At 64.9% G+C, this 20,428-nt stretch carries 19 protein-coding genes; 4 read left to right on the top strand and 15 right to left on the bottom strand.

Annotation, left to right across the window (positions count from 1 at the left end; genetic code table 11):
- Positions 1 to 242: 242 nt before the first annotated feature.
- A complete protein-coding gene (locus tag JQ627_RS36505) occupies positions 243 to 1,073 on the bottom strand; it encodes an enoyl-CoA hydratase (RefSeq protein ID WP_212489170.1) in 831 nt (276 codons plus the stop codon).
- Positions 1,074 to 1,182: 109 nt separating this feature from the next.
- Positions 1,183 to 1,884 (bottom strand): SDR family NAD(P)-dependent oxidoreductase, encoded by a 702-nt coding sequence (locus JQ627_RS36500; RefSeq protein ID WP_212489169.1) that lies wholly within the window; start codon positions 1,882 to 1,884, stop codon positions 1,183 to 1,185.
- Between the two features lie 231 nt (positions 1,885 to 2,115).
- On the opposite strand from JQ627_RS36500, the gene JQ627_RS36495 reads away from it, so the two are divergent.
- Both JQ627_RS36495 and JQ627_RS36490 read left to right on the top strand, forming a co-directional pair.
- Positions 2,116 to 3,900: an acyl-CoA dehydrogenase family protein gene (locus tag JQ627_RS36495; RefSeq protein ID WP_212489168.1), complete on the top strand. Its 1,785-nt coding sequence runs from the start codon at positions 2,116 to 2,118 to the stop codon at positions 3,898 to 3,900.
- Positions 3,901 to 3,945: 45 nt separating this feature from the next.
- Entirely contained in the window at positions 3,946 to 5,034 is a 1,089-nt protein-coding gene (locus tag JQ627_RS36490) for a Zn-dependent alcohol dehydrogenase (RefSeq protein WP_212489167.1), read from the top strand.
- A 194-nt stretch (positions 5,035 to 5,228) separates the two neighbouring features.
- On the opposite strand, the gene JQ627_RS36485 is transcribed toward JQ627_RS36490, so the two are convergent.
- The 8 genes from JQ627_RS36485 to JQ627_RS36450 form a co-directional block, all read right to left on the bottom strand.
- Positions 5,229 to 5,582 (bottom strand): nuclear transport factor 2 family protein, encoded by a 354-nt coding sequence (locus tag JQ627_RS36485; RefSeq protein ID WP_212489166.1) that lies wholly within the window; start codon positions 5,580 to 5,582, stop codon positions 5,229 to 5,231.
- Between the two features lie 167 nt (positions 5,583 to 5,749).
- Complete coding sequence (locus JQ627_RS36480) at positions 5,750 to 7,222, bottom strand: amidase (protein WP_212489165.1); 1,473 nt, start codon at positions 7,220 to 7,222, stop codon at positions 5,750 to 5,752.
- A 264-nt stretch (positions 7,223 to 7,486) separates the two neighbouring features.
- Positions 7,487 to 8,458, bottom strand: coding sequence for an iron exporter MbfA (mbfA, locus tag JQ627_RS36475; RefSeq protein WP_212489164.1), 972 nt, complete (start codon positions 8,456 to 8,458; stop codon positions 7,487 to 7,489).
- A gap of 67 nt (positions 8,459 to 8,525) precedes the next feature.
- Positions 8,526 to 9,674 (bottom strand): alpha/beta fold hydrolase, encoded by a 1,149-nt coding sequence (locus tag JQ627_RS36470; protein WP_212489163.1) that lies wholly within the window; start codon positions 9,672 to 9,674, stop codon positions 8,526 to 8,528.
- A gap of 126 nt (positions 9,675 to 9,800) precedes the next feature.
- Positions 9,801 to 10,670 (bottom strand): MBL fold metallo-hydrolase, encoded by an 870-nt coding sequence (locus tag JQ627_RS36465; protein ID WP_212489162.1) that lies wholly within the window; start codon positions 10,668 to 10,670, stop codon positions 9,801 to 9,803.
- Positions 10,671 to 10,687: 17 nt separating this feature from the next.
- Positions 10,688 to 11,299 (bottom strand): glutathione S-transferase family protein, encoded by a 612-nt coding sequence (locus JQ627_RS36460; protein WP_212489161.1) that lies wholly within the window; start codon positions 11,297 to 11,299, stop codon positions 10,688 to 10,690.
- A 168-nt stretch (positions 11,300 to 11,467) separates the two neighbouring features.
- Positions 11,468 to 12,310 (bottom strand): fumarylacetoacetate hydrolase family protein, encoded by an 843-nt coding sequence (locus JQ627_RS36455; protein ID WP_212489160.1) that lies wholly within the window; start codon positions 12,308 to 12,310, stop codon positions 11,468 to 11,470.
- A gap of 157 nt (positions 12,311 to 12,467) precedes the next feature.
- The gene (locus JQ627_RS36450) at positions 12,468 to 13,316 is read right to left on the bottom strand and encodes an MBL fold metallo-hydrolase (RefSeq protein WP_212489159.1); all 849 of its coding nucleotides are present in this window, start codon (positions 13,314 to 13,316) and stop codon (positions 12,468 to 12,470) included.
- Positions 13,317 to 13,452: 136 nt separating this feature from the next.
- On the opposite strand from JQ627_RS36450, the gene JQ627_RS36445 reads away from it, so the two are divergent.
- The gene (locus tag JQ627_RS36445; protein WP_212489158.1) at positions 13,453 to 13,884 is read left to right on the top strand and encodes a DUF3775 domain-containing protein; all 432 of its coding nucleotides are present in this window, start codon (positions 13,453 to 13,455) and stop codon (positions 13,882 to 13,884) included.
- A 3-nt stretch (positions 13,885 to 13,887) separates the two neighbouring features.
- Here the strand turns inward: JQ627_RS36445 and JQ627_RS36440 are convergent, their stop codons facing one another.
- The 3 genes from JQ627_RS36440 to JQ627_RS36430 form a co-directional block, all read right to left on the bottom strand.
- Positions 13,888 to 14,877, bottom strand: a complete 990-nt coding sequence (locus JQ627_RS36440) for an NADPH:quinone reductase (protein WP_212489157.1) — start codon at positions 14,875 to 14,877, stop codon at positions 13,888 to 13,890.
- The gene (locus JQ627_RS36435; RefSeq protein ID WP_212489156.1) at positions 14,874 to 15,656 is read right to left on the bottom strand and encodes an SDR family oxidoreductase; all 783 of its coding nucleotides are present in this window, start codon (positions 15,654 to 15,656) and stop codon (positions 14,874 to 14,876) included. The genes JQ627_RS36440 and JQ627_RS36435 overlap by 4 nt, the downstream gene beginning before the upstream one ends.
- A gap of 126 nt (positions 15,657 to 15,782) precedes the next feature.
- A complete protein-coding gene (locus tag JQ627_RS36430; RefSeq protein ID WP_212489155.1) occupies positions 15,783 to 16,295 on the bottom strand; it encodes a CvpA family protein in 513 nt (170 codons plus the stop codon).
- A gap of 136 nt (positions 16,296 to 16,431) precedes the next feature.
- Here JQ627_RS36430 and JQ627_RS36425 point away from each other — a divergent pair, with 136 nt between their 5' ends.
- Complete coding sequence (locus JQ627_RS36425; protein ID WP_212489154.1) at positions 16,432 to 17,193, top strand: SDR family oxidoreductase; 762 nt, start codon at positions 16,432 to 16,434, stop codon at positions 17,191 to 17,193.
- Between the two features lie 61 nt (positions 17,194 to 17,254).
- Here the strand turns inward: JQ627_RS36425 and JQ627_RS36420 are convergent, their stop codons facing one another.
- Both JQ627_RS36420 and JQ627_RS36415 read right to left on the bottom strand, forming a co-directional pair.
- A complete protein-coding gene (locus JQ627_RS36420; RefSeq protein WP_212489153.1) occupies positions 17,255 to 18,847 on the bottom strand; it encodes a GMC family oxidoreductase in 1,593 nt (530 codons plus the stop codon).
- 129 nt (positions 18,848 to 18,976) lie between these two features.
- A complete protein-coding gene (locus JQ627_RS36415) occupies positions 18,977 to 20,422 on the bottom strand; it encodes a coniferyl aldehyde dehydrogenase (protein WP_212489152.1) in 1,446 nt (481 codons plus the stop codon).
- Positions 20,423 to 20,428: the final 6 nt, after the last annotated feature.

The following is a 20,428-nucleotide window of genomic DNA, read 5'->3' as shown; positions in this document are numbered from 1 at the left end:
AAAGTCCTCACCATCCTCAACGCCATGCTCAGGGACCAAAAACAATGGCAACCCGCTTGACGAAGAACACAGTCGCTGAGGTGCGAGCCATGCGGCGCACCGCGCCGCTTGGGGAACCTCGAAGGATGAGCGGCCCCGCTGCTCGTGACACGTGACTCGCAGCAACAGTCGGGCTGTCGCCCTTCGAGGGCCGCTGAAGAAGCGGGCACCTCAGGGTAACGGTCAACGATTCTCGAACGCCGCTACTTCCCCGTGAACACCGCTTTCCGCTTCTCGATGAAAGCCTGCACGGCTTCCTTGTGATCGGCGGTCGTGGTCAGGCGGATCAGCCGTTCGGCTTCGTGATCGCGCGCGGTCTCGAAATCGAACAGCACGGCCTCGTCGAGATTGTCCTTCATGTAGCGCAGCGCGAGGCGGGGGCCTTCGGCAAGCGACTTTGCAAGCGCAAAGGCCTCGGTCTGCAACTCGTCATCGGGCACGACGCGGTTGACGAGGCCGATGGCCTCGGCCCGCGCGGCATCGACGCGATCGCCGGTGAACAGCAACTCGCGCGCCCGCGCGGTGCCGACCAGCCGGGTGAGCAGCCAGGCGATGCCGTAATCGCCGGAGAGCGCGATGCGGGCGTAGCCGGTAGCGACGAAGGCCGATTGCGCGGCGATGCGGATGTCGCAGGCCATGGCGATGGCGAGACCCGCGCCGACCGCGGGACCGGGCAGGGCCGCGATGGTCGGCTTGCGCACCGACACCAGCGCGCCGGTGAGCAGCCGCTGCCGTTCCTGGAGATCGGCGACCTTGTCGTCAAAGGACATTTCGAGCTTTTTGGGATCGCGATGCGCGCCCATGCCCTTGACGTTGCCGCCGGCGCAGAACGCCTCGCCCGCTCCGGTGAGCAGCAGCGCGCCGACGCCGGGGTTCTCACCGCAACTGCGGATCATCGTGCGCAGCGCCGGCGTCAGCGTGTCCGACAATGCGTTGCGCGCCTCCGCCCGGTTCAGCGTGATGATCGCGACGCGATCGCGGACGACGCAGAGGAGTTCATTGGTGCCGGTCTCGACAGTGGTTTCCGTGGTCATGAATCCCGCCCTTGTAGGGTGGGCAAAGCGCAGCGTGCCCACCATTTGTTGTTTCGTCGTTGAAGGTGGGCACGGCGCTGCGCGCCTTTGCCCACCCTACGGGGGTGCGTCAAAACTTCTCCACCCACGGCCGCAGCTCCAGCTCCCAGCTCCAGGCGCTACGCGGCTGCTGCAGCACGTTCCAATAGCTCTGCGCGATCGCATCGGGATCGAGCATCGAATCCGGCTTGTCGGCGGCTTCCGTGCGTGCCGCGCTGCGGATGCCGCCGTCGATCACGAAATGCGCGACGTGGATGCCCTGCGGGGACAATTCGCGCGCCAGGCTCTGCGCCAGCCCACGCAGCGCGAACTTGCCCATCGCGAACGACGCCGACTGCGCATAGCCCTTGACGCTTGCCGAAGCGCCGGTGAACAGGATCGCGCCATGCTTGTTCGGCAACATGCGTTTCGCCGCCTGCTGCGCCACCAGGAAACCGCCATAGGCGCTGACCGCGATCGCCTGCGCAACGTCGGCCGGGACGAGATCGACGAACGGCCCGCGCGTGCGGCCGCTGGCGTTGTAGACGACGAGATCGGGCGTGCCGATCTCGCGTTCGACCAGGCCGAACAGCCGCTCGACCTCATCAGCCTCGGTGGCGTTGCAGGCATAGGCCTTGGCGCCGGTCTCGCTGCAGAGCGCGCCGAGCTTCTCGATCTTGCGCGCGGCCAGCGCGACGCGGATGCCCTGGGCGGACAGCAGCCGCGCCAGCGAGGCGCTCAGGCCTTCGCCGGCACCGACGATGAGCGCGATCTTGTATTTCGGATGTTCCATGGCGTGATCTCTCGGAGACGGGAAGCCGCTGGCTATGCATCCGCCGCGCGGACAACCAGTCGGGCTGGTCACAATTCCGCAGAGCGAATTGCTCCTTCACGGCGATCATGCCTCCCTGACAATTTGCGGCTTTATCGCTATCCGCGACTGGAGCATGATCGACATCAATCAACGCGGCAAGCGCCAAAACAGCGTAAAATGTTCGCAGGGCGGAAACCGAAGAGGACGATCATGCACAAGCCGGTCACAGCGCAGCCAAAAAATGTCGCGGCCGCACCATCCGGCCTGCTGGCGCCCGACACCACTGGCATGAATTTCTATCGCGCCGATCCGGCTCTGACTGATCTCCTGCGCATCCATCTGCCGGACGCGCTGTTCCGTCACATCGAGCCGCATCTCGATCGGCTCGGCGAGCTGGCCGGCGGTCATCTCGATGATTGCGCGCGGCTCGCCGACCGGCACACGCCGGTCCTGCACCAGCGCGACAAGTTCGGCCGCGACGTGCAGTGGATCGAATATCATCCGGCCTATCGCGAGCTGGAGAATGCCGCGTTCGGCCAGTTCGGCATCCACGCGCTCTCGATCCGCAAGGGCATCATGGGCTGGCCGGACAAATATCCCGTCGTGGCCAAGCACGCCTTCACTTTCCTGTTCAACCAGACCGAATTCGGCATGGGCTGCCCGATCAACGTCACCGACGGCTGCGCCAAACTGCTGGCGAATTTCGGCAGCGAGGCGCTGAAGGCGAAATATCTTGATGGCCTCACCTCGACCGACATGAGCAAGCTGACCCAGGGCGGCCAGTTCATGACCGAAAAGGAAGGCGGCTCCGACGTCGGCACGCTCACGACGACAGCGGTGCAGGAGGGCGACCATTGGCGCCTCTCTGGCGAGAAATGGTTCTGCTCCAATGCCGATGCCAAGGTCGTGATGTTGCTGGCGCGTCCCGAAGGTGCAGGCCCCGGCACGCGCGGCGTCGGCCTGTTCCTGATGCCGCGCTTCCTTGATGACGGCTCGCAGAACCACTACCGGATCGTGCGTCTCAAGGACAAGCTCGGCACGCGCTCGATGGCGTCAGGCGAGATCAAGCTCGAAGGCGCGATCGCCTACGCCGTCGGCAAGCTCGATCGCGGTTTCGTGCAGATGGCCGAGATGGTGAACTCGTCGCGGCTCTCCAACGGCGTGAAGTCGACCGCGCTGATGCGCCGCGCCTATCACGATGCGATGACGGTGGCGAAGAACCGCGTCGTGTTCGGCAACCGCATCATCGACTTGCCGCTCGGCCGGCGTCAGATGCTGAAGATCATGCTGCCGGTCGAGCAGGCGCTGTCGATGAGCTTTCTCATCGCGGACGCGCTCGACCGCGCGGAAGCCGGCAGCCAGGATGCGGCTGCGCTGCTGCGTATCCTCACCCCGACCCTGAAGTTCCGCGCCACGCGCGACGCGCGAAAAGTCTGCGGCGATGCGCTCGAGATGCGCGGCGGCATCGGCTATATCGAGGAGTTTGCGACCGCGCGCCTGCTGCGCGATGCGCATCTCGGCTCGGTCTGGGAAGGCACCGGCAACATCGTCGCGATCGATGCGCTCCGGCGCGCGGTCGGCCGCCATGGCGCCGAGTCGGCGCTCGCCGCCGATCTGCACGCCCGCCTCGACGACAGCGCTTCCGTACCTCTAGCGTGGCGCGACCGTTTGCGCGGTCTTGTCGACCGCGCCGTCGGCTTCGCGCGCGAGGTCGCGGGCAAGGCCGACAACGAGGCCGATGCGCGTCGCGCGACCAGCCTGCTCTATCACGTCGCAAGCGCGGTCGCGCTCGCCTGGGAAGCGCATCGCATCCACGAGATGCGCGGCGATGCGCGCCGGCTGCTGCTGTCGCGCCTCGTCATCGACCATCGCGTGTCGCCAAGCGATCCGTTCCGGCTCACGGAAAATGCCGCGCAAGCGAAGATCGCTGCATTGCTGCTCGGGGATCGCGATGCCGGCATGAGCGAGGTTGGCGAACTGGTTCTGGCGGCGTAGGCTGCGCGCCACGATCAAATCAAAAAACGCGATAGGGAGTGCTCGATGAAGGCCGCCGTCCTCTATGAAGTCAATCAGCCGCTGGTCATCGAGGATGTCAGCCTGCCGAAGCCGGGCCCGCGCGAGGTTTTGATCCGGACGGCGGTCGCGGGCCTCTGTCACTCCGATCTGCACTTCATGGAAGGTCTTTATCCGCATCCGTTGCCCGCGGTGCTCGGGCACGAGTCCGCCGGCGTGGTCGAACAGGTCGGCTCCGACGTGACTTACGTGAAACCGGGCGATCATGTCGTGACGTGCCTGTCGGTGTTTTGCGGCACCTGCGACAATTGCACCACGGGCCGCACCGTGCTCTGCACCGACACCACGGTGAAGATGCTGCCGGGCGCCTCGAACCGGATGCAATGGTCGAAGTCCGAGAAGCTGCATCAGTTCCTCAACCTCTCGTCCTTCGCCGAGCAGATGCTGGTGCACGAGAATGCGATCGTCAAAATCAGGAAGGAGATGCCGCTCGATCTCGCCGCGCTGATCGGCTGCGGCGTCATCACCGGCTACGGCGCGGTGGTGAACACCGCGAAGGTGACGGCGGGCGAGACCGTGGCGGTGATCGGCTGCGGTGGCGTCGGCATGGCCGCGATCAACGGAGCGCAGATTGCCGGCGCCGGACGCATCATCGCCATCGACACCAATCCGGCAAAGCTCCAGCTCGCGACCAAGCTGGGCGCCACCGATATCATCAATCCCGCCGACGGCGACGTCGTGAAGCAGGTGCGCGACCTTACCAATGGCGGCGTGCATCATTCCTTCGAGGTGCTCGGCCGCAAGGAGACCGCGGAGCAGGCTTTTGGCATGCTGGCGTCCGGTGGCATCGCCACCATCGTCGGCATGATCCCGTTCGGCCAGAAGATCGAGCTGCACGGTTTTGATTTCCTGCGTGAGCGCCGGATTCAGGGTTCCTCGATGGGCTCGAACCACTTTCGCGTCGACATGCCGCGGCTGGTCGATTTCTACCTCCGTGGCCGGCTGCACCTGGAGGACTGGATTTCGGCCAAGCTGAAGCTGTCGGAGATCAACGAGGGCTTTGCCAACATGAAGGCGGGGAAGACGCTGCGCAGCGTGATTGTATTTGATAGCTGACGCGAGCGCTGGTGCTTGCGGCCGCCATTGTCATTCCAAAACAGGTGTCATCGCCCGGCTTGACCGCGCGATCCAGTACGCCGCGGCGATTGTGCTAGAGCCGACATCCCGCGGGGTACTGGATGCCCCGCCTGCGCGGGGGCATGACAGCGGAGGGTGGAGCGGCAGCGTGCTCGCCTCACCGTCCCACGATCTCACCGCGACACGTGAGCGGACACCGCCAGCCACTTGCCGTTTTGCTTGGCCCAGCAATCGGTGTATCGCCCCGTCGCCTGCTGACCATCCGCGGTGGTGTAGCTCGTCGCTGCGTGGATGATCGCGAAGTCGCCCAAGATGCGGATGACGACATCGTAGGCGTGCAGATTGCGGATCGCGATCGGCCGCGCCGTCTGCTCCAGGAAGGCGACGCGGTCGACCAGGGTCTTGTCGGGATTGGAGCAATAAAACTCCGGCGCCAGGATCTCGTCGAAGCGCTTGGCGTCGCAATTCTGCACCGAGGCGACGTAGTCGCGGTTGAGTGCGGTGAGCTGTTCGAGGTCCTGGCTCATTTTACGTGCTCCCTCCCTGTCATTCCGGGGCGCGCGCCGCGCGAGCCCGGAATCTCGATATTGTTTTACTCCGTCATTGCGAGCGAAGCGAAGCAATCCAGAGATGTCTCCGCGGACGCATTTCTGGATTGCTTCGTCGCAAGAGCTCCTCGCAATGACGGAAAGACCTAGTCGTTGAACAAAGGCGGCGGCACGAACCCGCCGAACTCACGCTCGATCAATTCAGCCAGTTGCAACGGCGTGCGATCCTCCAGCCACGGGCCGACGATCTGAACGCCGATCGGCAAGCCGTCCGGCGCAAATCCCGTCGGGATCGCGGTCGAGGGCAGGCCGGGGAGTGTCGCGATGCCGGGCCAGGCGAGTTGGTCCGGATAGACGTGCTCCTTGCCGTCGATCTTGATGCGGCGGGTTTCCTGGTCCGGCGAATGGTCGTGCGGATAGGCCGCAGTCGGCATCACCGGGCAGATCACCGCGTCGAAGGTCTTGAACAGCTCCCGCCATTGTGCGCGCAGCCGCGTGCGCCCGGCATTTGCCGCCACCCAGTCGCGATGGCTCAGCGCGATGCCGCGCAGCCGCTCGGCGGCAAGGCTGTTGTCGCCCTCGGGGAGCGCTGCCGCGGCCGCCTTGGCGCCGGCATAAACGTCGGGCGCAAAACTTGCGGCAAGGAACGACATCAGCATCCGCATATAGAGCCGCGAGGAGGCCGCGAAATCCGGCAGCAGCGGGCTGCTGCGCTCGATCTTGACGCCGGCCTTGGCGAGATTGTCGGCAAGCGTGTTGATGGTGCCGCGCACGACGGTGTCGGTCGGCATCACCGGATCGGTGTCGATCACCAGCACGCGGAAATCCCTGAATGCGGTGTGGCGCGCGGCGGGGGGGGCGAGCTTGTAAGCGATGCCCGCTTCGATCGGGTCAGGGCCGGCCATCACGTCGAGGACGAGCGAGAGATCGGCGGCGCTGCGCGCCATCGGGCCGATCACCGACAGGTCGCGCTCGAATGGCAGTGCCGGCGCCGGCGGCGCAACATGCCCGCGCATGGCAACGAGATTGAAGGTCGGCTTGTGCGCGTAGATGCCGCAATGGAACGCGGGTACGCGCAGCGAGCCGCCGATGTCGGAGCCGATCGATAGCGGGCCATAGCCTGCAGCGAGCGCCGCCGAGGAGCCGCCGGACGAGCCGCCCGGCGTGCGGCCGAGATCGTAGGGGTTGTTGGTGGTGCCGTAGATGTCGTTGTAGCTCTGCCAGTCGGCGAGCCCGAGCGGCACGTTGGTCTTGCCGATAACGACGGTGCCGGCATCCTTCACCCGCGTGACCGGCAGCGCGTCTTCCTTCGCGATGAAATCCTTCTGGGCGGGGATGCCCCAGGTCGTCGGCAGGCCGGCGACGTTGTAGGATTCCTTCACGGTCATGGGCAGGCCGAGCAGCGGCTTGCGCTCACCGCGGGCCAGTGCCGCGTCCGCATCGCGCGCGGCGCCGAGCGCGCGGTCGAAATCCCGCACGCAGATCGCGTTGACCTTACCGTCGTGACGCTCGATGCGGTCGATCGCATCCTGCGTGAGCTCGACCGCGGAGACCCTTTTTGCGGTCAGTGCGGCCGACAACTCGACCGCGCTCTTGAAACTGAATTCCGATTTCGCCACGACATGCTCCTGCGCTTGATCGATGGGATGATGCGCAGTTTGGCGGAAAGCCGCAACCGCCGTTTGATCGCGATTGATATGTGGCTGGCTGTCATCGCGGGAAGGTCCAGCAACAAGTCGGCTGTCATCGCCCGGCTTGACCGGGCGATCCAGTACTCCGTGACAGCAGTGATGGAGCCGATGGGCCGCGGCGTACTGGATCGCCCGCCTTCGCGGGCGATGACACCGAGGGTAAGGCTACGACACCGAGTGTGAGGGGAGGCCCTATGCCGCTCCGATCAATATCCCCACCGCCAGCACGATCGCGCCGCCGAGCACGATCTGGAACACGGCCTGGAGGAACGGCGTGTCCATGTAGCGCGCGCGGATGAAGGCGATCGCCCACAATTCGAAGAACACGACGACGCCGGCTACTCCCGTCGCGATCCAGAATGCGTTCGGCCAGCTGTCTGGGACGAGATAAGGCAGGGTGTGGCCGAGGCCGCCGAGCGTCGTCATCGCGCCGCAGGTGATGCCGCGCAGCCAGGGCGAGCCGCGCCCCGTCAGCGATCCGTCGTCGGACAGCGCTTCCGCGAATCCCATGCTGATGCCCGCGCCGATCGAAGCGGCAAGGCCGACCAGGAACGTCTGCCAGTTCTGGTGCGTGGCGAAGGCTGCGGCGAACAGCGGCGCCAATGTCGAGACAGATCCGTCCATCAGGCCGGCAAGGCCCGGCTGCACATATTGCAGCACGAACATCCGCCGCCGTGTGCGGTCTTCCTCGGCGCGCACGTCGGGCTTCAGGATTTCGTCGGTGAGCGCAACGGCGCGGTTCTCGTGATGCTTTTCCTCCTCGGCGAGATCGCCGAGCAGGCGGCGCACGCCGACGTCCTCGGCCAGCTCGGCGGCACGGGCGTAGAAGCGCTCGGCCTCGAGCTCCATGGTCTCGACTTCCTTCCGGATCGTGTCGAGCGGCAGGTTCTTGGTCAGCCAGATCGGGCGCCGGCGCAAAAAGCCTTTGACGTCCTCGCGGCGGATCGGCGGCAGATGCTGGCCGAACCGCTCTTCGTAGAGCTTCAGCAGGCGATGCCGGTGGCCGCGCTCCTCCTCGGCCATCTGCTCGAAGATTTTTGCCGTGTCCGGATAACGCTCGCGGAGGTCCTCGGCGAAGCTCATGTAGATGCGGCTGTCCTCCTCCTCGGAGGAGATCGCGACCGCGAGCACCTCGCGCTCGGTCAGGTCGGCAAAAGTCTTCACGGCGGCCCTGTTTCAATAGTTTAGAATCATTCTAAACTATATAGGGCGCCGGGGTTCCCGGGTCAAATCAGGCGGTGCGGGCCTTTGCCAGAAAATCCAGCAGCAGCCGGCTCACTTCTGCCGGCTGCTCCTGCTGCACCCAATGACCGGCACCGTCGACGAGATGGCAGCCGAGCATCTTGGTGCAGCCGCGCCCCTGCATCGCTTCGAACACGCCGGGGCGCTGATAGGTGCCCCAATCCTGCTTGCCGGAGATGAAGCAGGAGGGCACGTCGATGCTGCGGCCCGCGAACAGTTGCATCTCGCTGTTGAGAATGCCCGTGGTGCCGTAGCGATACCATTGCAGCCCGCCCTGGAATCCGGTGCGGCCATACTCGGCGCTGTAATAGGCGAGGTCGCTGTCCGGCAGCCATTGGTTGGCGGCGATCGTCGCGGGCGAGGGCATCTCCTTGGCGACCGTCTCGGCCATGGTCTCGCGAGCGTCCATCACATAGTAGGTCGGCAGTTTGGCGAGGTCACCCGCCGACCACGACTTCAGCGGAGTGGGCTTGTTGTCGGTCCAGTCCGCGCTCTTGTGATGGTAGTAGGCGCGCAGGAAATCATGCACGCCCTGCGGCGCGTGCTGCATGTCGTCGTTGGCCGGGCGCGTCGAATAGTACCATTGATAATGCTTGCGCGGACGCGGCAGCGCGGCGAGCTCGCGATGAACGGGGTCTTCCACCGCAGGCTTTGCCGGTGCATCGACCGTCTCGAACGGCAATGTCGGCGCACCGCCGAACGGCGCGCTCATCAACGTCACCGAACGAAACACATCCGGCCTTATCAGCGCGCACCAGGCCGCGACCGGGCTGCCGAAATCATGCCCTGCGAGATCAACCCGCCTGTGGCCGAACGCCGACACCAGGGCGAGCGCATCGCGCACGAGGTTGAGGAACGAGAACGGCGCGAGATCGCCGTCGTAATCGGCGGTCCATCCGGTGGTCCGGCCATAGCCGCGCTGGTCCGGCGCGATCACGTGATAGCCGGCCCCGGCCAGCGCCGGCATCACCTTGCGCCAGGAGAAGGCGAGCTCCGGAAAGCCGTGCAGCAGCAGGATGCAGGGCCGGCCCCTGGTCTCGAAGCCGGCTTCGAGCACGTGCATGCGCAAGCCGTTGATGCCGTCGACATAACGCGAGCGGATGCCGGCGGGGAGTGGGATGTCGGGGAGTGTTGTCATTGTTTTCTCCACACGGGCGGAATCGTAGGGTGGGCAAAGCAGAGCGTGCCCACCATGCCAAACGCGCTAAGGAATGGTGGGCACGGCGCGCGAAGCGCGCGCCTTTGCCCACCCTACGGCATCTCGCTAAACCGCCGCACACACGAACGCGTTGCCCTTGCGCCGGATCTTCCCCACCGACGGTGACGGAAAATGCGCGGTGCAGCACAGCGTGTCAGTGTCGCAATAGCGCTCCAGGAAGCTGCGGCGCGTCGTTGCCGCCTTAGCCGGGTCGACGTCGAACTTGATCGACAGCTCCGGATAGAGCGTCTGCAGCGGCGAGTGCATGAGGTCGCCGGAGAACACGGCGTCGTCCTTGCCGCGGCCCATCGTAACCGCGATATGGCCGGGCGTGTGTCCCGGTGTCGGCAGGATACGGACGTGATCGCCGATCTGGTGGTCGTTGCCGACCAGCTCGTGGCGCCTGGCCTCGACCACCGGTAGCACGCTATCGGCAAAGGGCGGGATTTCCGCCTTTGCATTCTCGGCGAACCAGTGGTCGTATTCCTGCTTGGCGAAGACGTAGCGCGCCTTGGGGAAGGTCGGCACCCAGCGGCCGTTCTCCAGCCGCGTGTTCCAGCCGACGTGATCGACATGCAGATGCGTGCACATGACGAAGTCGATGTCGTCCACCGAGATCCCCGCGGCATGGAGCGCGCGCAGGTAGGTGTCGTCGGTCTTCATGTTCCATTTCGGCCGCTGCGGGCGCGGCTTGTCGTTGCCGATGCAGCTGTCGATCAGGATGGTGTGGTGCGGCGTCTTCACCACGTAGGACTGGAAGCACAGCAGCAGCACGTCCTGCTCGTCCAGCGCCTTGGCCTGTCGCATCCAGTCCCGGTTCTCGGCCAGCACTTCAGGCGTCAGTCCCGGTAGCATTTCGAGTGCCGGGACGAACGAGGTTTCCTGCTCGATGACGCGATGGATGGTGAGATCGCCGACCGCGTATTTCAGGCTCATGAGAACTCCTGCGCTGTTTACGCTGGAGGCGGCACCGAGATCTTGACGGAGGGCCGCTCCAGCATCTTCTGGTGGAAGGCGTCGAGTTTTGGATAGGCCTTGCGCCAGCCGCAATCGGCGAAGCGGAAGTCGGCATAGCCGAGCACGCACACGAGCCCGATCTGCGAGATGTCGAACGGGCCGTTGAGGACATCAGGCATGTTCTCGAAACGCGCCATGCCGGTCCATGCCCGGTTCCAGTGGTCGTCTGACCACGCCTGCCATTGCAGGCCCTGCGGCCGCACCATTCTCTCGTAGCGGCACAGCAGCATCGAATCGAGCATGCCGTTGATCAGGGAATGATTGGTCTTGGCCTTCCAGCGCCGCGGACCGTAATCCGGGATCAGGCTGCCGCCGGCCATCTCGTTGAGATATTCGACGATGACGTAGGAATCCAGAATGACGTCGCCATCACTGGTGATCAGCACCGGCAGCTTCTTCAGCGGCGTGATGCGCGAATAGTCCTCGTTGACCGTGCCCGGCGCGACGGTTGCGGGTGTCAGCTCGATCTTGTCGATCAGCCCGAGCTCGATCGCGGCGATGCGCACCTTGCGGGCAAAGGGCGAGGCTTGGGAGAAGGAGAGTTTCATGGAAAATGTCCTACGCGGTGACCGGCAATTTGTTTTCGTCATTGCGAGGAACTCGCGACAAATTGCGAAGCAATTTTGCGCTGTAGCGACGAAGCAATCCAGAGTGTCGCCGCGGTGGGATTCTGGATTGCTTCGCTTCGCTCGCAATGACGGGGAGAGAGCACGGCGTTACGCCGCCACGATCTCCTGGCGCTGCTCGCCGAGGCCTTCGATGCCGAGCGTGACGACGTCGCCGACATTGAGGAAGGTCGGCGGCTTCATGCCGAGGCCGACGCCGGGCGGGGTGCCGGTGGTGATGATGTCGCCCGGCAGCAGCGTCATGAACTGCGAGACGTAGGAGATGCACTTGGCCATGGAGAAGATCATGGTCTGGGTCGAGCCGGTCTGGCGGCGCTCGCCGTTGACGTCGAGCCACATCGACAGGTTCTGCACGTCCTTGATCTCGTCCTTGGTCGCAAGCCACGGTCCGACCGGGCCAAAGGTGTCGTGCGACTTGCCCTTGGTCCACTGACCCAGGCGCTCGATCTGGAAGGCGCGCTCGGAGACGTCGTTGCAGACGCAATAGCCGGCGACGTGGTTCAGTGCATCGGCTTCCGAGACATATTTGGCGCGGGTGCCGATGATGGCGGCGATCTCGACTTCCCAGTCAAGCTTGGTCGAGCCGCGCGGCTTCTCGACCGCGTCGTTCGGCCCGGACAGCGAGGTGTTCGCCTTCATGAAGATGATCGGCTCGGTCGGGATCGCAGCGCCGGTTTCCTTGGCGTGGTCGCTGTAGTTGAGGCCGATGGCGATGAATTTCGAGATGCCGGTGACGGGCGCGCCGAAGCGCGGCTTGCCGGAGACGGCGGGCAGCGAGGCGGGGTCGAGGGCCGCCAGCTTCTTCAGGGATTCCGGCGAATAGGCCTCGCCGGTCAGGTCCTTCAGATGCGCCGACAGGTCGCGCAATTGGCCGGATTTGTCGATCAGGCCGGGCTTTTCCGCACCCTTTTCGCCGTAACGAACAAGCTTCATTCTCGTTTCTCCCTGGAGATGGACCGATCGGTTAAATAGCTTCATGGAACAGGGCGGCGGGAAATTCAACCGCCGAAAAGGGGCGCATTGCAGGCTTCTGGATTCGGTGGGCAGACCGTCGGTCTCGTGCCCAGACGCTGCGTCCGGGACACGCAGATCACTCTAGCGCCACAAACCTGAACGCGTTCCCGTCCCGCTTGATGTGCCCGGCGGAGAAATGCCCGCCGATCACCAGCGTCGGCGTATCCGCAAACCGGCCGAACAGCGCTGCCCTCGTCGCGGCCGATTGGGTCTGGTCGGAATCCGCAGTCGAGGACCAGCCGAGATGCGCCATCTGGCAGGGGTGATGGGCGACGTCGCCGGTGAGCAGTCCCTGCTCGCCGTCCGATTTGATCAAAATGCTCATATGGCCGGGACTGTGACCCGGGGTCGGGATCATGCTGATTTCGTCGGACAGCCGATGGTCGCTCGGGATCAGATCGGCTCTGCCGGCATCGACGATCGGCTTCACGGAATCGCCAAATACCGCCTGCTTGTCCGGCTCGGTCGAATGTTCCCGCCAGTGCTCATATTCGGTCCTGCCGAAGACGTAGCGCGCGTTCGGAAAGGTCGGTACCCATTTGCCGCCCACGAGCTTCGTATTCCAGCCGACATGATCGACGTGAAGGTGCGTGCACAGCACGGTGTCGATGCTGTCAGGGGCAAAGCCCGCTTCCGTCATCGTCTCGAGGAATGGCGTGGTGCGGTTATTCCAGGTCGGGACGTTGCGGCCCTGCTTGTCGTTGCCGAGGCCGGTGTCGACAACGATGCGTTGCAAGGGTGTTTCCACGACCAGCGAATGGATCGACATTTTCAGCCGGCCCTCTTCAGTGGCGAATTGCGGGATCAGCCAGGGCAGCTTCCGGATTTCCTCGTTGCTCGCCAAGGGCAGGATGAAGCGGGTCGAGCCGACCGTCTCCAATTCCACTACCTTGGTGATTTTGACCCTGCCGACCTTCCACTGCATGCGGTACGCCCCTGATTTTCTTGCTTTCGCGAAAAGATGCGGCTTTCCGCCGTCGAACGCAATGGATCATCTGTCGCGATGTTGCGTTATCGCAGGAACCCGAAACCAGTAAGAATCACGAGCGAAGGGGAAACCCATGCCAGAGCTTGCCATTTCTGCCGAGAAGGTTGCCTTCATCATCGAGAAGGCCCGCGAATTCGACGTCAAGGAAGCGGCCTCCGATCCGGACTCGGGGTCCAACGCGACCGACGATGACGAGATCGACGTGCTGGAGGACTCCAATTCCGATCCGGTCGCAGCCGAGCTCTCCGGTTTCATGCGCGCGCTGAACGAGGACGAGCAGCTCGACCTCGTCACGCTGATGTGGCTCGGCCGTGGCGATGGCGAAGTGGAGGAGTGGGACGATCTGCGCGCCCGCGCCGTCGAGGCACGGGCCGAATACAAGGCGCCCCGGCGCGAGGCGGTGCAATACCTGCTGGGCGAGCCGATGCTGGGCGATCTGCTGGCCGACGGTATGGACGAGCTAGGCATCGACTGGACCGACGAGCGGACCACGCCGGTTGCATAGTCCTTACCTCGCGCAGTCGACGATCACGGTGCCGAGCTTGTCGCCCTTCTCGACGGCGAGATGTGCCTGCGCGGTGTCCGACAGCGCGAACTGCGCCGCGACATTGTGGATCCGCGGGCCGGCCGCCAGCCATTTCGTGATGTCGGCCTGCGCCGCCGCGAGCAGCGCCGGCGGCAGCGCGAACAGTACCAGCGTGCGCAGCACGATGCATTTTTCCATCAGCTCGCGCATCGGGATAACCGGTGTGCGGTTGCCGTTGGTGGCGTAGACGGCGATCGTCGAATTGACCGCCATCAACCTCAAGGTGGTCGCGATGTTGCCGCCGAAATCGACATCGATCACGCGGTCGACGCCGCGTCCGCCGGTGAAGGCCATAGCCTTGGCGACCACGTCTTCGTCCCTGTAGTTGACAACGAGATCGGCGCCCGCGCGCCGCGCCTGCTCGCCCTTCATCGCCGAACTGACGGTCGCGATCACCTGCGCGCCGCCCCATTTAGCGAGCTGCACCGCGTAGTGCCCGACCGCGCCGGCGCCGCCGGTGACGAGCACGGTCTTGCCGACGATCGGCCCGTCCGCAAACAAGGAGCACCACGCGGTCATCGCAGGGATGCCGAGCGTCGCGCCTTCCGCAAAAGAGAGATTTTCCGGCAGCGGCGTCACCAGCTGCTCGGCGAGCGCAATATATTCGGCCGCCGTGCCGAAGGCGCGGCCGTTGCGCTGGCCGTTGAACAGCCAGACGCGGTCGCCGACCTTGAAGCGCGTCACGCCGTCGCCGATCTGGTCGACAAAACCCGCGCCGTCGCTGTTCGGAATCACGCGCGGATGTTCCAGCGCGCGATAGCTGCCGCCGCGCCGTCCGACATCGGCCGGGTTGACGCCGGAGGCTTCCAGGCGAACGCGAACTTCGCCTGAGCCCGCGACCGGCGTCGCCGTCTCACCATAGGTGAGGACGTCGACAGCCGGTCCCGTTTGCTCGTACCAGACCGCTCTCAAAGCGTGCCCGGGAAGGCGCCACCGTCGAGCAGGATGTTCTGGCCCGTGATGAAGCCGGCCTTGGCCCCGCAGAGGAAGGCGCAGGCATAGCCGAACTCGTCGGGCTGGCCGAAGCGGCCGGCGGGGTTGAGCTTGGCGCGTTCGGCCAGGATCTGCTCGGGCGTCGTGCCGCGCTTGTCGGCCTCGGCCTTGGCGGTGCCGGTCAAGCGGTCGGTCTCGAACGGGCCCGGCAACAGGCCATTGATGGTGACGTTGTTGATCACGGTCTTGCGCGACAGGCCGGCGATGAAGCCGGTGAGGCCGGCGCGCGCGCCGTTGGAGAGGCCGAGAATGTCGATCGGCGCCTTCACCGCGGCCGAGGTGATGTTGACGATGCGGCCGAACTTGCGCGCCATCATGCCGTCCACGGTCGACTTGATCAGCTCGATCGGGGTGAGCATGTTGGCGTCGATCGCCTTGATCCAGTCGTCGCGGGTCCAGTTGCGGAAATCGCCGGGCGGCGGGCCGCCGGCATTGTTGATCAGAATGTCCGGCTCGGGGCAGGCCTTCAGCACGGCCTCGCGGCCTGCGGGTGTCGTGATGTCGCCGACGATCTCGGTGACCTTCACACCAGGATAGGCTTTCCGGATCTCGTCGGCCGTCTTCTTCAGGGCTTCGGCGCCGCGCGCGGTCAGCGTGACGTCAACGCCGGCTTCCGCCAGCGAGATGGCGCAGGCACGGCCGAGGCCCTTGCTGGATGCGCAGACGATGGCGCGGCGACCTTTGATCCCAAGATCCACTGTTTCACTCCCGTAATGTCAGGTAGGTTTTTGGATGGGCCGCACTCTAGCCAATCGTGGTGCCGCTGATAAGGGAGGGGCCCGCACCAAAATGCATGGCGCGCGCTGCGGCGATGCAAATGCGGACTAGATGCGCCGTTCCTGCTTGAGGCGGTCGATGGCAGAGGCGGCCTCCGGCGGCAATGTCTTGAAACCCATCTGCCCGGCGGCCGAGAACAGCGGCCGCAGATGCGAGCCGGCGAGGAACGGCGGCTGGCGGTTGGCCGGCACGATCTGGTCGAATACCAGCACCAGCGTGGTGGCGACGAGGCAGACCCTGATCGCGCCGAGTGCGGCGCCGCCGAGCCGGTCGCCGATGCCGGCCTGGCGTATGGTGTCGCTGAGCGCGAGGCGGCCGATATATCCAAACAGCATGCCGACCACCACGAAGATGCCGAAGAACCAGATCCAGTTCTGAAGCAGCGGCGAATTCGGATTGCCGGCGACCTGCGGGACGATCAGCGGCATCAGGGCGACGGCGATGGGCGCGGCGAGGAGATAGGCGAGGATGGTCATGGCGCTGCCGAGCAGGCCGGTTCTGAAGCCGAAGCCGATCGCAATTGCGAACGCCGCATAGACCGCGAGATCGAAACTGTTCATGAGCGTCGGGCCTGCCTCGATGGAACGCTTGCGTCGATGGAACGAATGAACGCAGAACCGATCATTCCGGTTTCAGATCGTTAAAATCGTCTGTATTGATGCTCCAAAGGCAAGGAAATCGCTCAAGGCAAGCGTCATGTCAGACCTATTCGACGTCAGTAAAGAAACCATCCTCGTGACGGGCGCGAGCCAGGGGCTGGGGCGGCAATTTGCCCGGGTTCTGGCGGCCAATGGTGCGGCCGTCGCTCTCGCCGCGCGGCAGGCCGACAAGCTGAAGAGCCTGGAAGAAGAAATCCGCGGCAAGGGCGGCCGCGCCGCCGCGGTCGCGCTCGACGTCACCGACACCGCTTCGATCGCGAAGGCCGTCGATGCCACGGAAGCCGCGCTCGGTCCGATCACGGTGCTGATCAACAATGCCGGCATCGCCATCGAGAAGCTCGCGACCGAGCAGACCGAATCCGATTGGGACGCCGTGATCGGCGCCAATCTGAAGGGCGCCTATTTCCTCGCGACCGAGGTCGCGCGCCGCATGATCGCGCGCAAGCAGGAGGGCAACATCGTCAACATCGCGTCCGTGCTCGGCACCGGTGTGCTGAAGGCGGTGTCGCCCTACGCGATCTCCAAGGCCGGCATCCTCCAGGCGACCAGGGCGATGGCGCTGGAGCTCGCAGGCCAGAATATCCGCATCAACGCGCTGGCGCCCGGCTATATCGACACCGAGATGAACCATGCGTTCTGGTCGACACCGGCGGGAGAGCGATTGGCAAAACGCATTCCGCAACGTCGTGTCGGCGCCGAGTCCGATCTCGACGGCGCGATCCTGCTGCTGGCGTCAAAGGCGTCGCGGTACATGACGGGGAGTGTCATTACTGTCGACGGCGGCTTCCTGCTGAATTGAATCTCGCTGTCGTCCCCGCGTTCGCGGGGACGACAGCTGAGTGTGGGGCGGCGGCTTCACACTACCTCACCTCCGCCCGGATCATATCCGCCGCCTTCTCTCCGATCATGATGGTCGGCGCATTGGTGTTGCCGCCGATCAGCGTCGGCATGATCGAGGCGTCGACGACGCGCAAGCCCTCGATGCCGTGGACCTTCAGCTTCGGATCGACCACCGCCATCGCATCGGTGCCCATCTTGCAGGTGCCGACGGGGTGATAGACGGTGTCGACGCGATTGCGCAGGATGGCGCGGATGTCGTCGTCCGTTCTCACGTCGGACGTGAACATGTCCTTCTTCTGCAATGCGCGCAGCGCGGGCGTCTCCATCAGCCGCCGCGTGGTCTTGAAGCCCGCGACCATCGACTCGAGATCTTCCGCCTCGCCCAGAAAGTTCGGATCGATCATGGGTGCAGCGAGCGGATCGGCGCTCTTCAGCCATACGCTGCCGCGGCTCTTCGGTCTGAGCAGGCAGACATGGCACGAGAAGCCCGCCTCCTTGTGCTTCTTGCGGCCGTGGTCGTCGAGCATCGCGATGACGAAGTGCAGCTGAATGTCCGGCACATCGAGGTCTGGGCTGGTCTTCAGAAAGCCGCCACACTCCGCGAAATTGGTGGTCATCAGGCCGCGTCGCTCCCTGCGGTACCGCTGGATCGCGCGGAGCAGGGATGGCAACCGGCCGAGCGATGAATGAACGAAGTGCGGATAGTCGGAAGCGTAGACGAAGACGAAGTCCGGATGGTCCTGCAAATTGCGCCCGACGCCCGGCAGATGATGCGTGACGCCGAGGCCGTGCGGTCGAAGCGCCTCGCCATCGCCGACGCCCGACAGCATCAATAGCTGCGGTGACTGGAATGCGCCGCCGGAGAGGATCACCTCGCGGCGGGCACGCAGCTGCTTTGTCTGATTGCCCTGCACATATTCGATGCCGACCGCGCGCCCGCCCTCGAACAGGATTTTCGTGGCCTGCGCTCCTGTCTCGACGCGCAGATTCGCGCGCTTGTCCATGTGGGGCTGCAGATAGGCGCGCGCCGCGCTCCAGCGCTCCCCATGGTGCTGCGTCACCTGGTAGCTGCCGAGCCCCTCATGGTCCTCACCATTGAAGTCCTCGCGGATGCGAAACTGCGCCTCGCGCGCGGCCTGATGGAAGATCTCATGGATCGGATTCTCCGAGCGCAGTCTGTTGACATGCAGCGGGCCGCCCTTGCCATGATGCTCGCCGTCGAAATCGGAATTGTTCTCCGAGCGCTTGAAATAGGGCAGCACGTCCGTATACGACCAGCCGGCATTGCCGAGCGCGGCCCAATGGTCGTAGTCGGCGCGATGGCCGCGGATATAGACCATGGCGTTGATCGCCGAGGACCCGCCGAGGCCCTTGCCGCGCGGTTGATAGCCGATACGGCCGTTCAATCCCTTCTGCGGCACGGTATCGAAGGCCCACTTGGCCGCGCTGTACGGCAGAGCGAGCCCGAATGGCGTGGTGATCCGCCAATTGTCGTTCCGTCCGCCGGCATCGAGCAGCGCTACGGACGTCGCCGCATCCTCCGACAGCCGCCCGGCCACCGCGCAGCCGCCGGAGCCCGCCCCCACGACGACGAAGTCGAATGTGTCAGTCACTGATGTTTCCCCCTCTGCATTTTCTTCTCATCATTGCGAGCGTAGCGAAGCAATCCAGAATCCCGTCGCGGAGACAGTCTGGATTTCTTCGCGGAGCCTGTCATCGGGCCGCGCTTCAATGACTGAAAGCTACGACATGAACCGCATCAACTTCTCCAGCCGCGCGATCTTGCCGCCATAGGGCGGATAGAGGTCGGCGAGGCGGTTGAACTTGGAGCGATAAAACACCGGCTTCAGCTTGCTGAAGGTGCGAAAACCCCATTCGCCGTGATAGGCGCCGGTGCCGGATGCGCCGACTCCACCCATTGGCTGGTTGATTTGCGTGAAGTGGAACAGGCAGTCGTTGACGGTGACGCCGCCGGAGATCGTGCGCGACAGCACCTCGTCGCGCGCGGCGCGATCCTTGCCGAACCAGTAGAGCGCGAGCGGCCGGTCCCGCCGGTTGACGAAAGCGATCGCCTCCGCCGGATCGCGATAGCCCAGCACCGGCAGAACGGGGCCGAAAATCTCCTCCTGCATCGCCGCCATCGCCTCGGTCGCGCCGACGATCAGCGTCGGCGGGAATTTGCGGTGGGCCTTCCAGTTCGGATCGTCCGCCTTCGCCGGTTGCAGGATCTTTGCGCCGCGCTGGGCGGCATCCGCGACGAGATTTTCCAGCCGCGCATAGTGCCGGTCGGAGATGACGGAGGTGTAGTCCTTGTTGGCGGGATCGGTGCCGAACATGCGCCGCATCTGCGCGCGCACTTTTTCGGCGAAGGCCTGCAGCGAGCGCTCGGGCACCAACACATAGTCCGGCGCGATGCAGGTCTGCCCGGCATTGAGCAGCTTTCCGTAGGCGATGCGTTCGGCCGCCTCCTGGAGGTCGGCGGAGGCATCGATGATCGCAGGCGACTTGCCGCCGAGCTCGAGCGTAATAGGTGTCAGATTGCGCCCCGCGGCCTCCGCGACCAGCCGGCCGACCCGGGTCGAGCCGGTGAAGACGAGATGGTCGAACGGCAGGTTTGCGAAGGCTTTTGCCACTTCGTCCTCGATGCCGGTGACGAGCACCTCGGTGGCATCGAACTTTTGTGCGATCGTCTCCCTCAGCAGCGCCGAGAAGTGCGGCGTGAGCTCGCTCGGCTTGATGATGACGCGGTTGCCGGCGGCGAGCGCGCCGATCGCGGGCGCAAGCGTGAGCTGGAGCGGATAATTCCAGGGCGCGATGATGCCGACGACGCCGAGCGGCTGCGGGATCAACCGGTTGCGCGCGGGCAGGAATTGCAGCGCGGTGGCGACGCGCTGCGGCGCCATCCAGCTAATCAGGTGCTTGGTCGCATGCCGGATCTCGGAGAACACCAGCATCGTCTCGGCGATGGTGGTTTCGACCGCCGAGCGGTGGCCGAAATCAGCCGAGATCGCCTGCCGGAAGCGCTCCTCATTGTCCGCGACCACGGCACGCAGGCGCGCCAGCCGGTCGAGCCGCATGGCGAGGTCAGGCGCCGCCTCAGTCCGCGACCGCGCGACCATGGCCTGGAAGGCATCCTTCAGCGCCGGCAGTGGTGCGCTCGCCAAGGGGCGGTCCAAGGTGTGGTCCATGGGCGG

The organism is Bradyrhizobium liaoningense, from assembly GCF_018130785.1.
Lineage (GTDB): Bacteria > Pseudomonadota > Alphaproteobacteria > Rhizobiales > Xanthobacteraceae > Bradyrhizobium > Bradyrhizobium liaoningense_A.
Note: the sequence above shows the minus strand (reverse complement) of the source record. Positions and strands in the feature narration are given on the sequence as shown.

What these genes read in the sequence shown, in the direction of transcription:
- JQ627_RS36500 (WP_212489169.1), bottom strand. Translation starts at nt 1,884, where the DNA reads ATGGAACATCCGAAATACAAGATCGCGCTCATCGTCGGTGCCGGCGAA.
- JQ627_RS36450 (WP_212489159.1), bottom strand. Translation starts at nt 13,316, where the DNA reads ATGCAGTGGAAGGTCGGCAGGGTCAAAATCACCAAGGTAGTGGAATTG.
- JQ627_RS36425 (WP_212489154.1), top strand. Translation starts at nt 16,432, where the DNA reads ATGTCAGACCTATTCGACGTCAGTAAAGAAACCATCCTCGTGACGGGC.
- JQ627_RS36485 (WP_212489166.1), bottom strand. Translation starts at nt 5,582, where the DNA reads ATGAGCCAGGACCTCGAACAGCTCACCGCACTCAACCGCGACTACGTC.
- JQ627_RS36445 (WP_212489158.1), top strand. Translation starts at nt 13,453, where the DNA reads ATGCCAGAGCTTGCCATTTCTGCCGAGAAGGTTGCCTTCATCATCGAG.
- JQ627_RS36430 (WP_212489155.1), bottom strand. Translation starts at nt 16,295, where the DNA reads ATGAACAGTTTCGATCTCGCGGTCTATGCGGCGTTCGCAATTGCGATC.
- JQ627_RS36495 (WP_212489168.1), top strand. Translation starts at nt 2,116, where the DNA reads ATGCACAAGCCGGTCACAGCGCAGCCAAAAAATGTCGCGGCCGCACCA.
- JQ627_RS36490 (WP_212489167.1), top strand. Translation starts at nt 3,946, where the DNA reads ATGAAGGCCGCCGTCCTCTATGAAGTCAATCAGCCGCTGGTCATCGAG.
- JQ627_RS36455 (WP_212489160.1), bottom strand. Translation starts at nt 12,310, where the DNA reads ATGAAGCTTGTTCGTTACGGCGAAAAGGGTGCGGAAAAGCCCGGCCTG.
- JQ627_RS36470 (WP_212489163.1), bottom strand. Translation starts at nt 9,674, where the DNA reads ATGACAACACTCCCCGACATCCCACTCCCCGCCGGCATCCGCTCGCGT.
- JQ627_RS36505 (WP_212489170.1), bottom strand. Translation starts at nt 1,073, where the DNA reads ATGACCACGGAAACCACTGTCGAGACCGGCACCAATGAACTCCTCTGC.
- JQ627_RS36415 (WP_212489152.1), bottom strand. Translation starts at nt 20,422, where the DNA reads ATGGACCACACCTTGGACCGCCCCTTGGCGAGCGCACCACTGCCGGCG.
- JQ627_RS36460 (WP_212489161.1), bottom strand. Translation starts at nt 11,299, where the DNA reads ATGAAACTCTCCTTCTCCCAAGCCTCGCCCTTTGCCCGCAAGGTGCGC.
- JQ627_RS36465 (WP_212489162.1), bottom strand. Translation starts at nt 10,670, where the DNA reads ATGAGCCTGAAATACGCGGTCGGCGATCTCACCATCCATCGCGTCATC.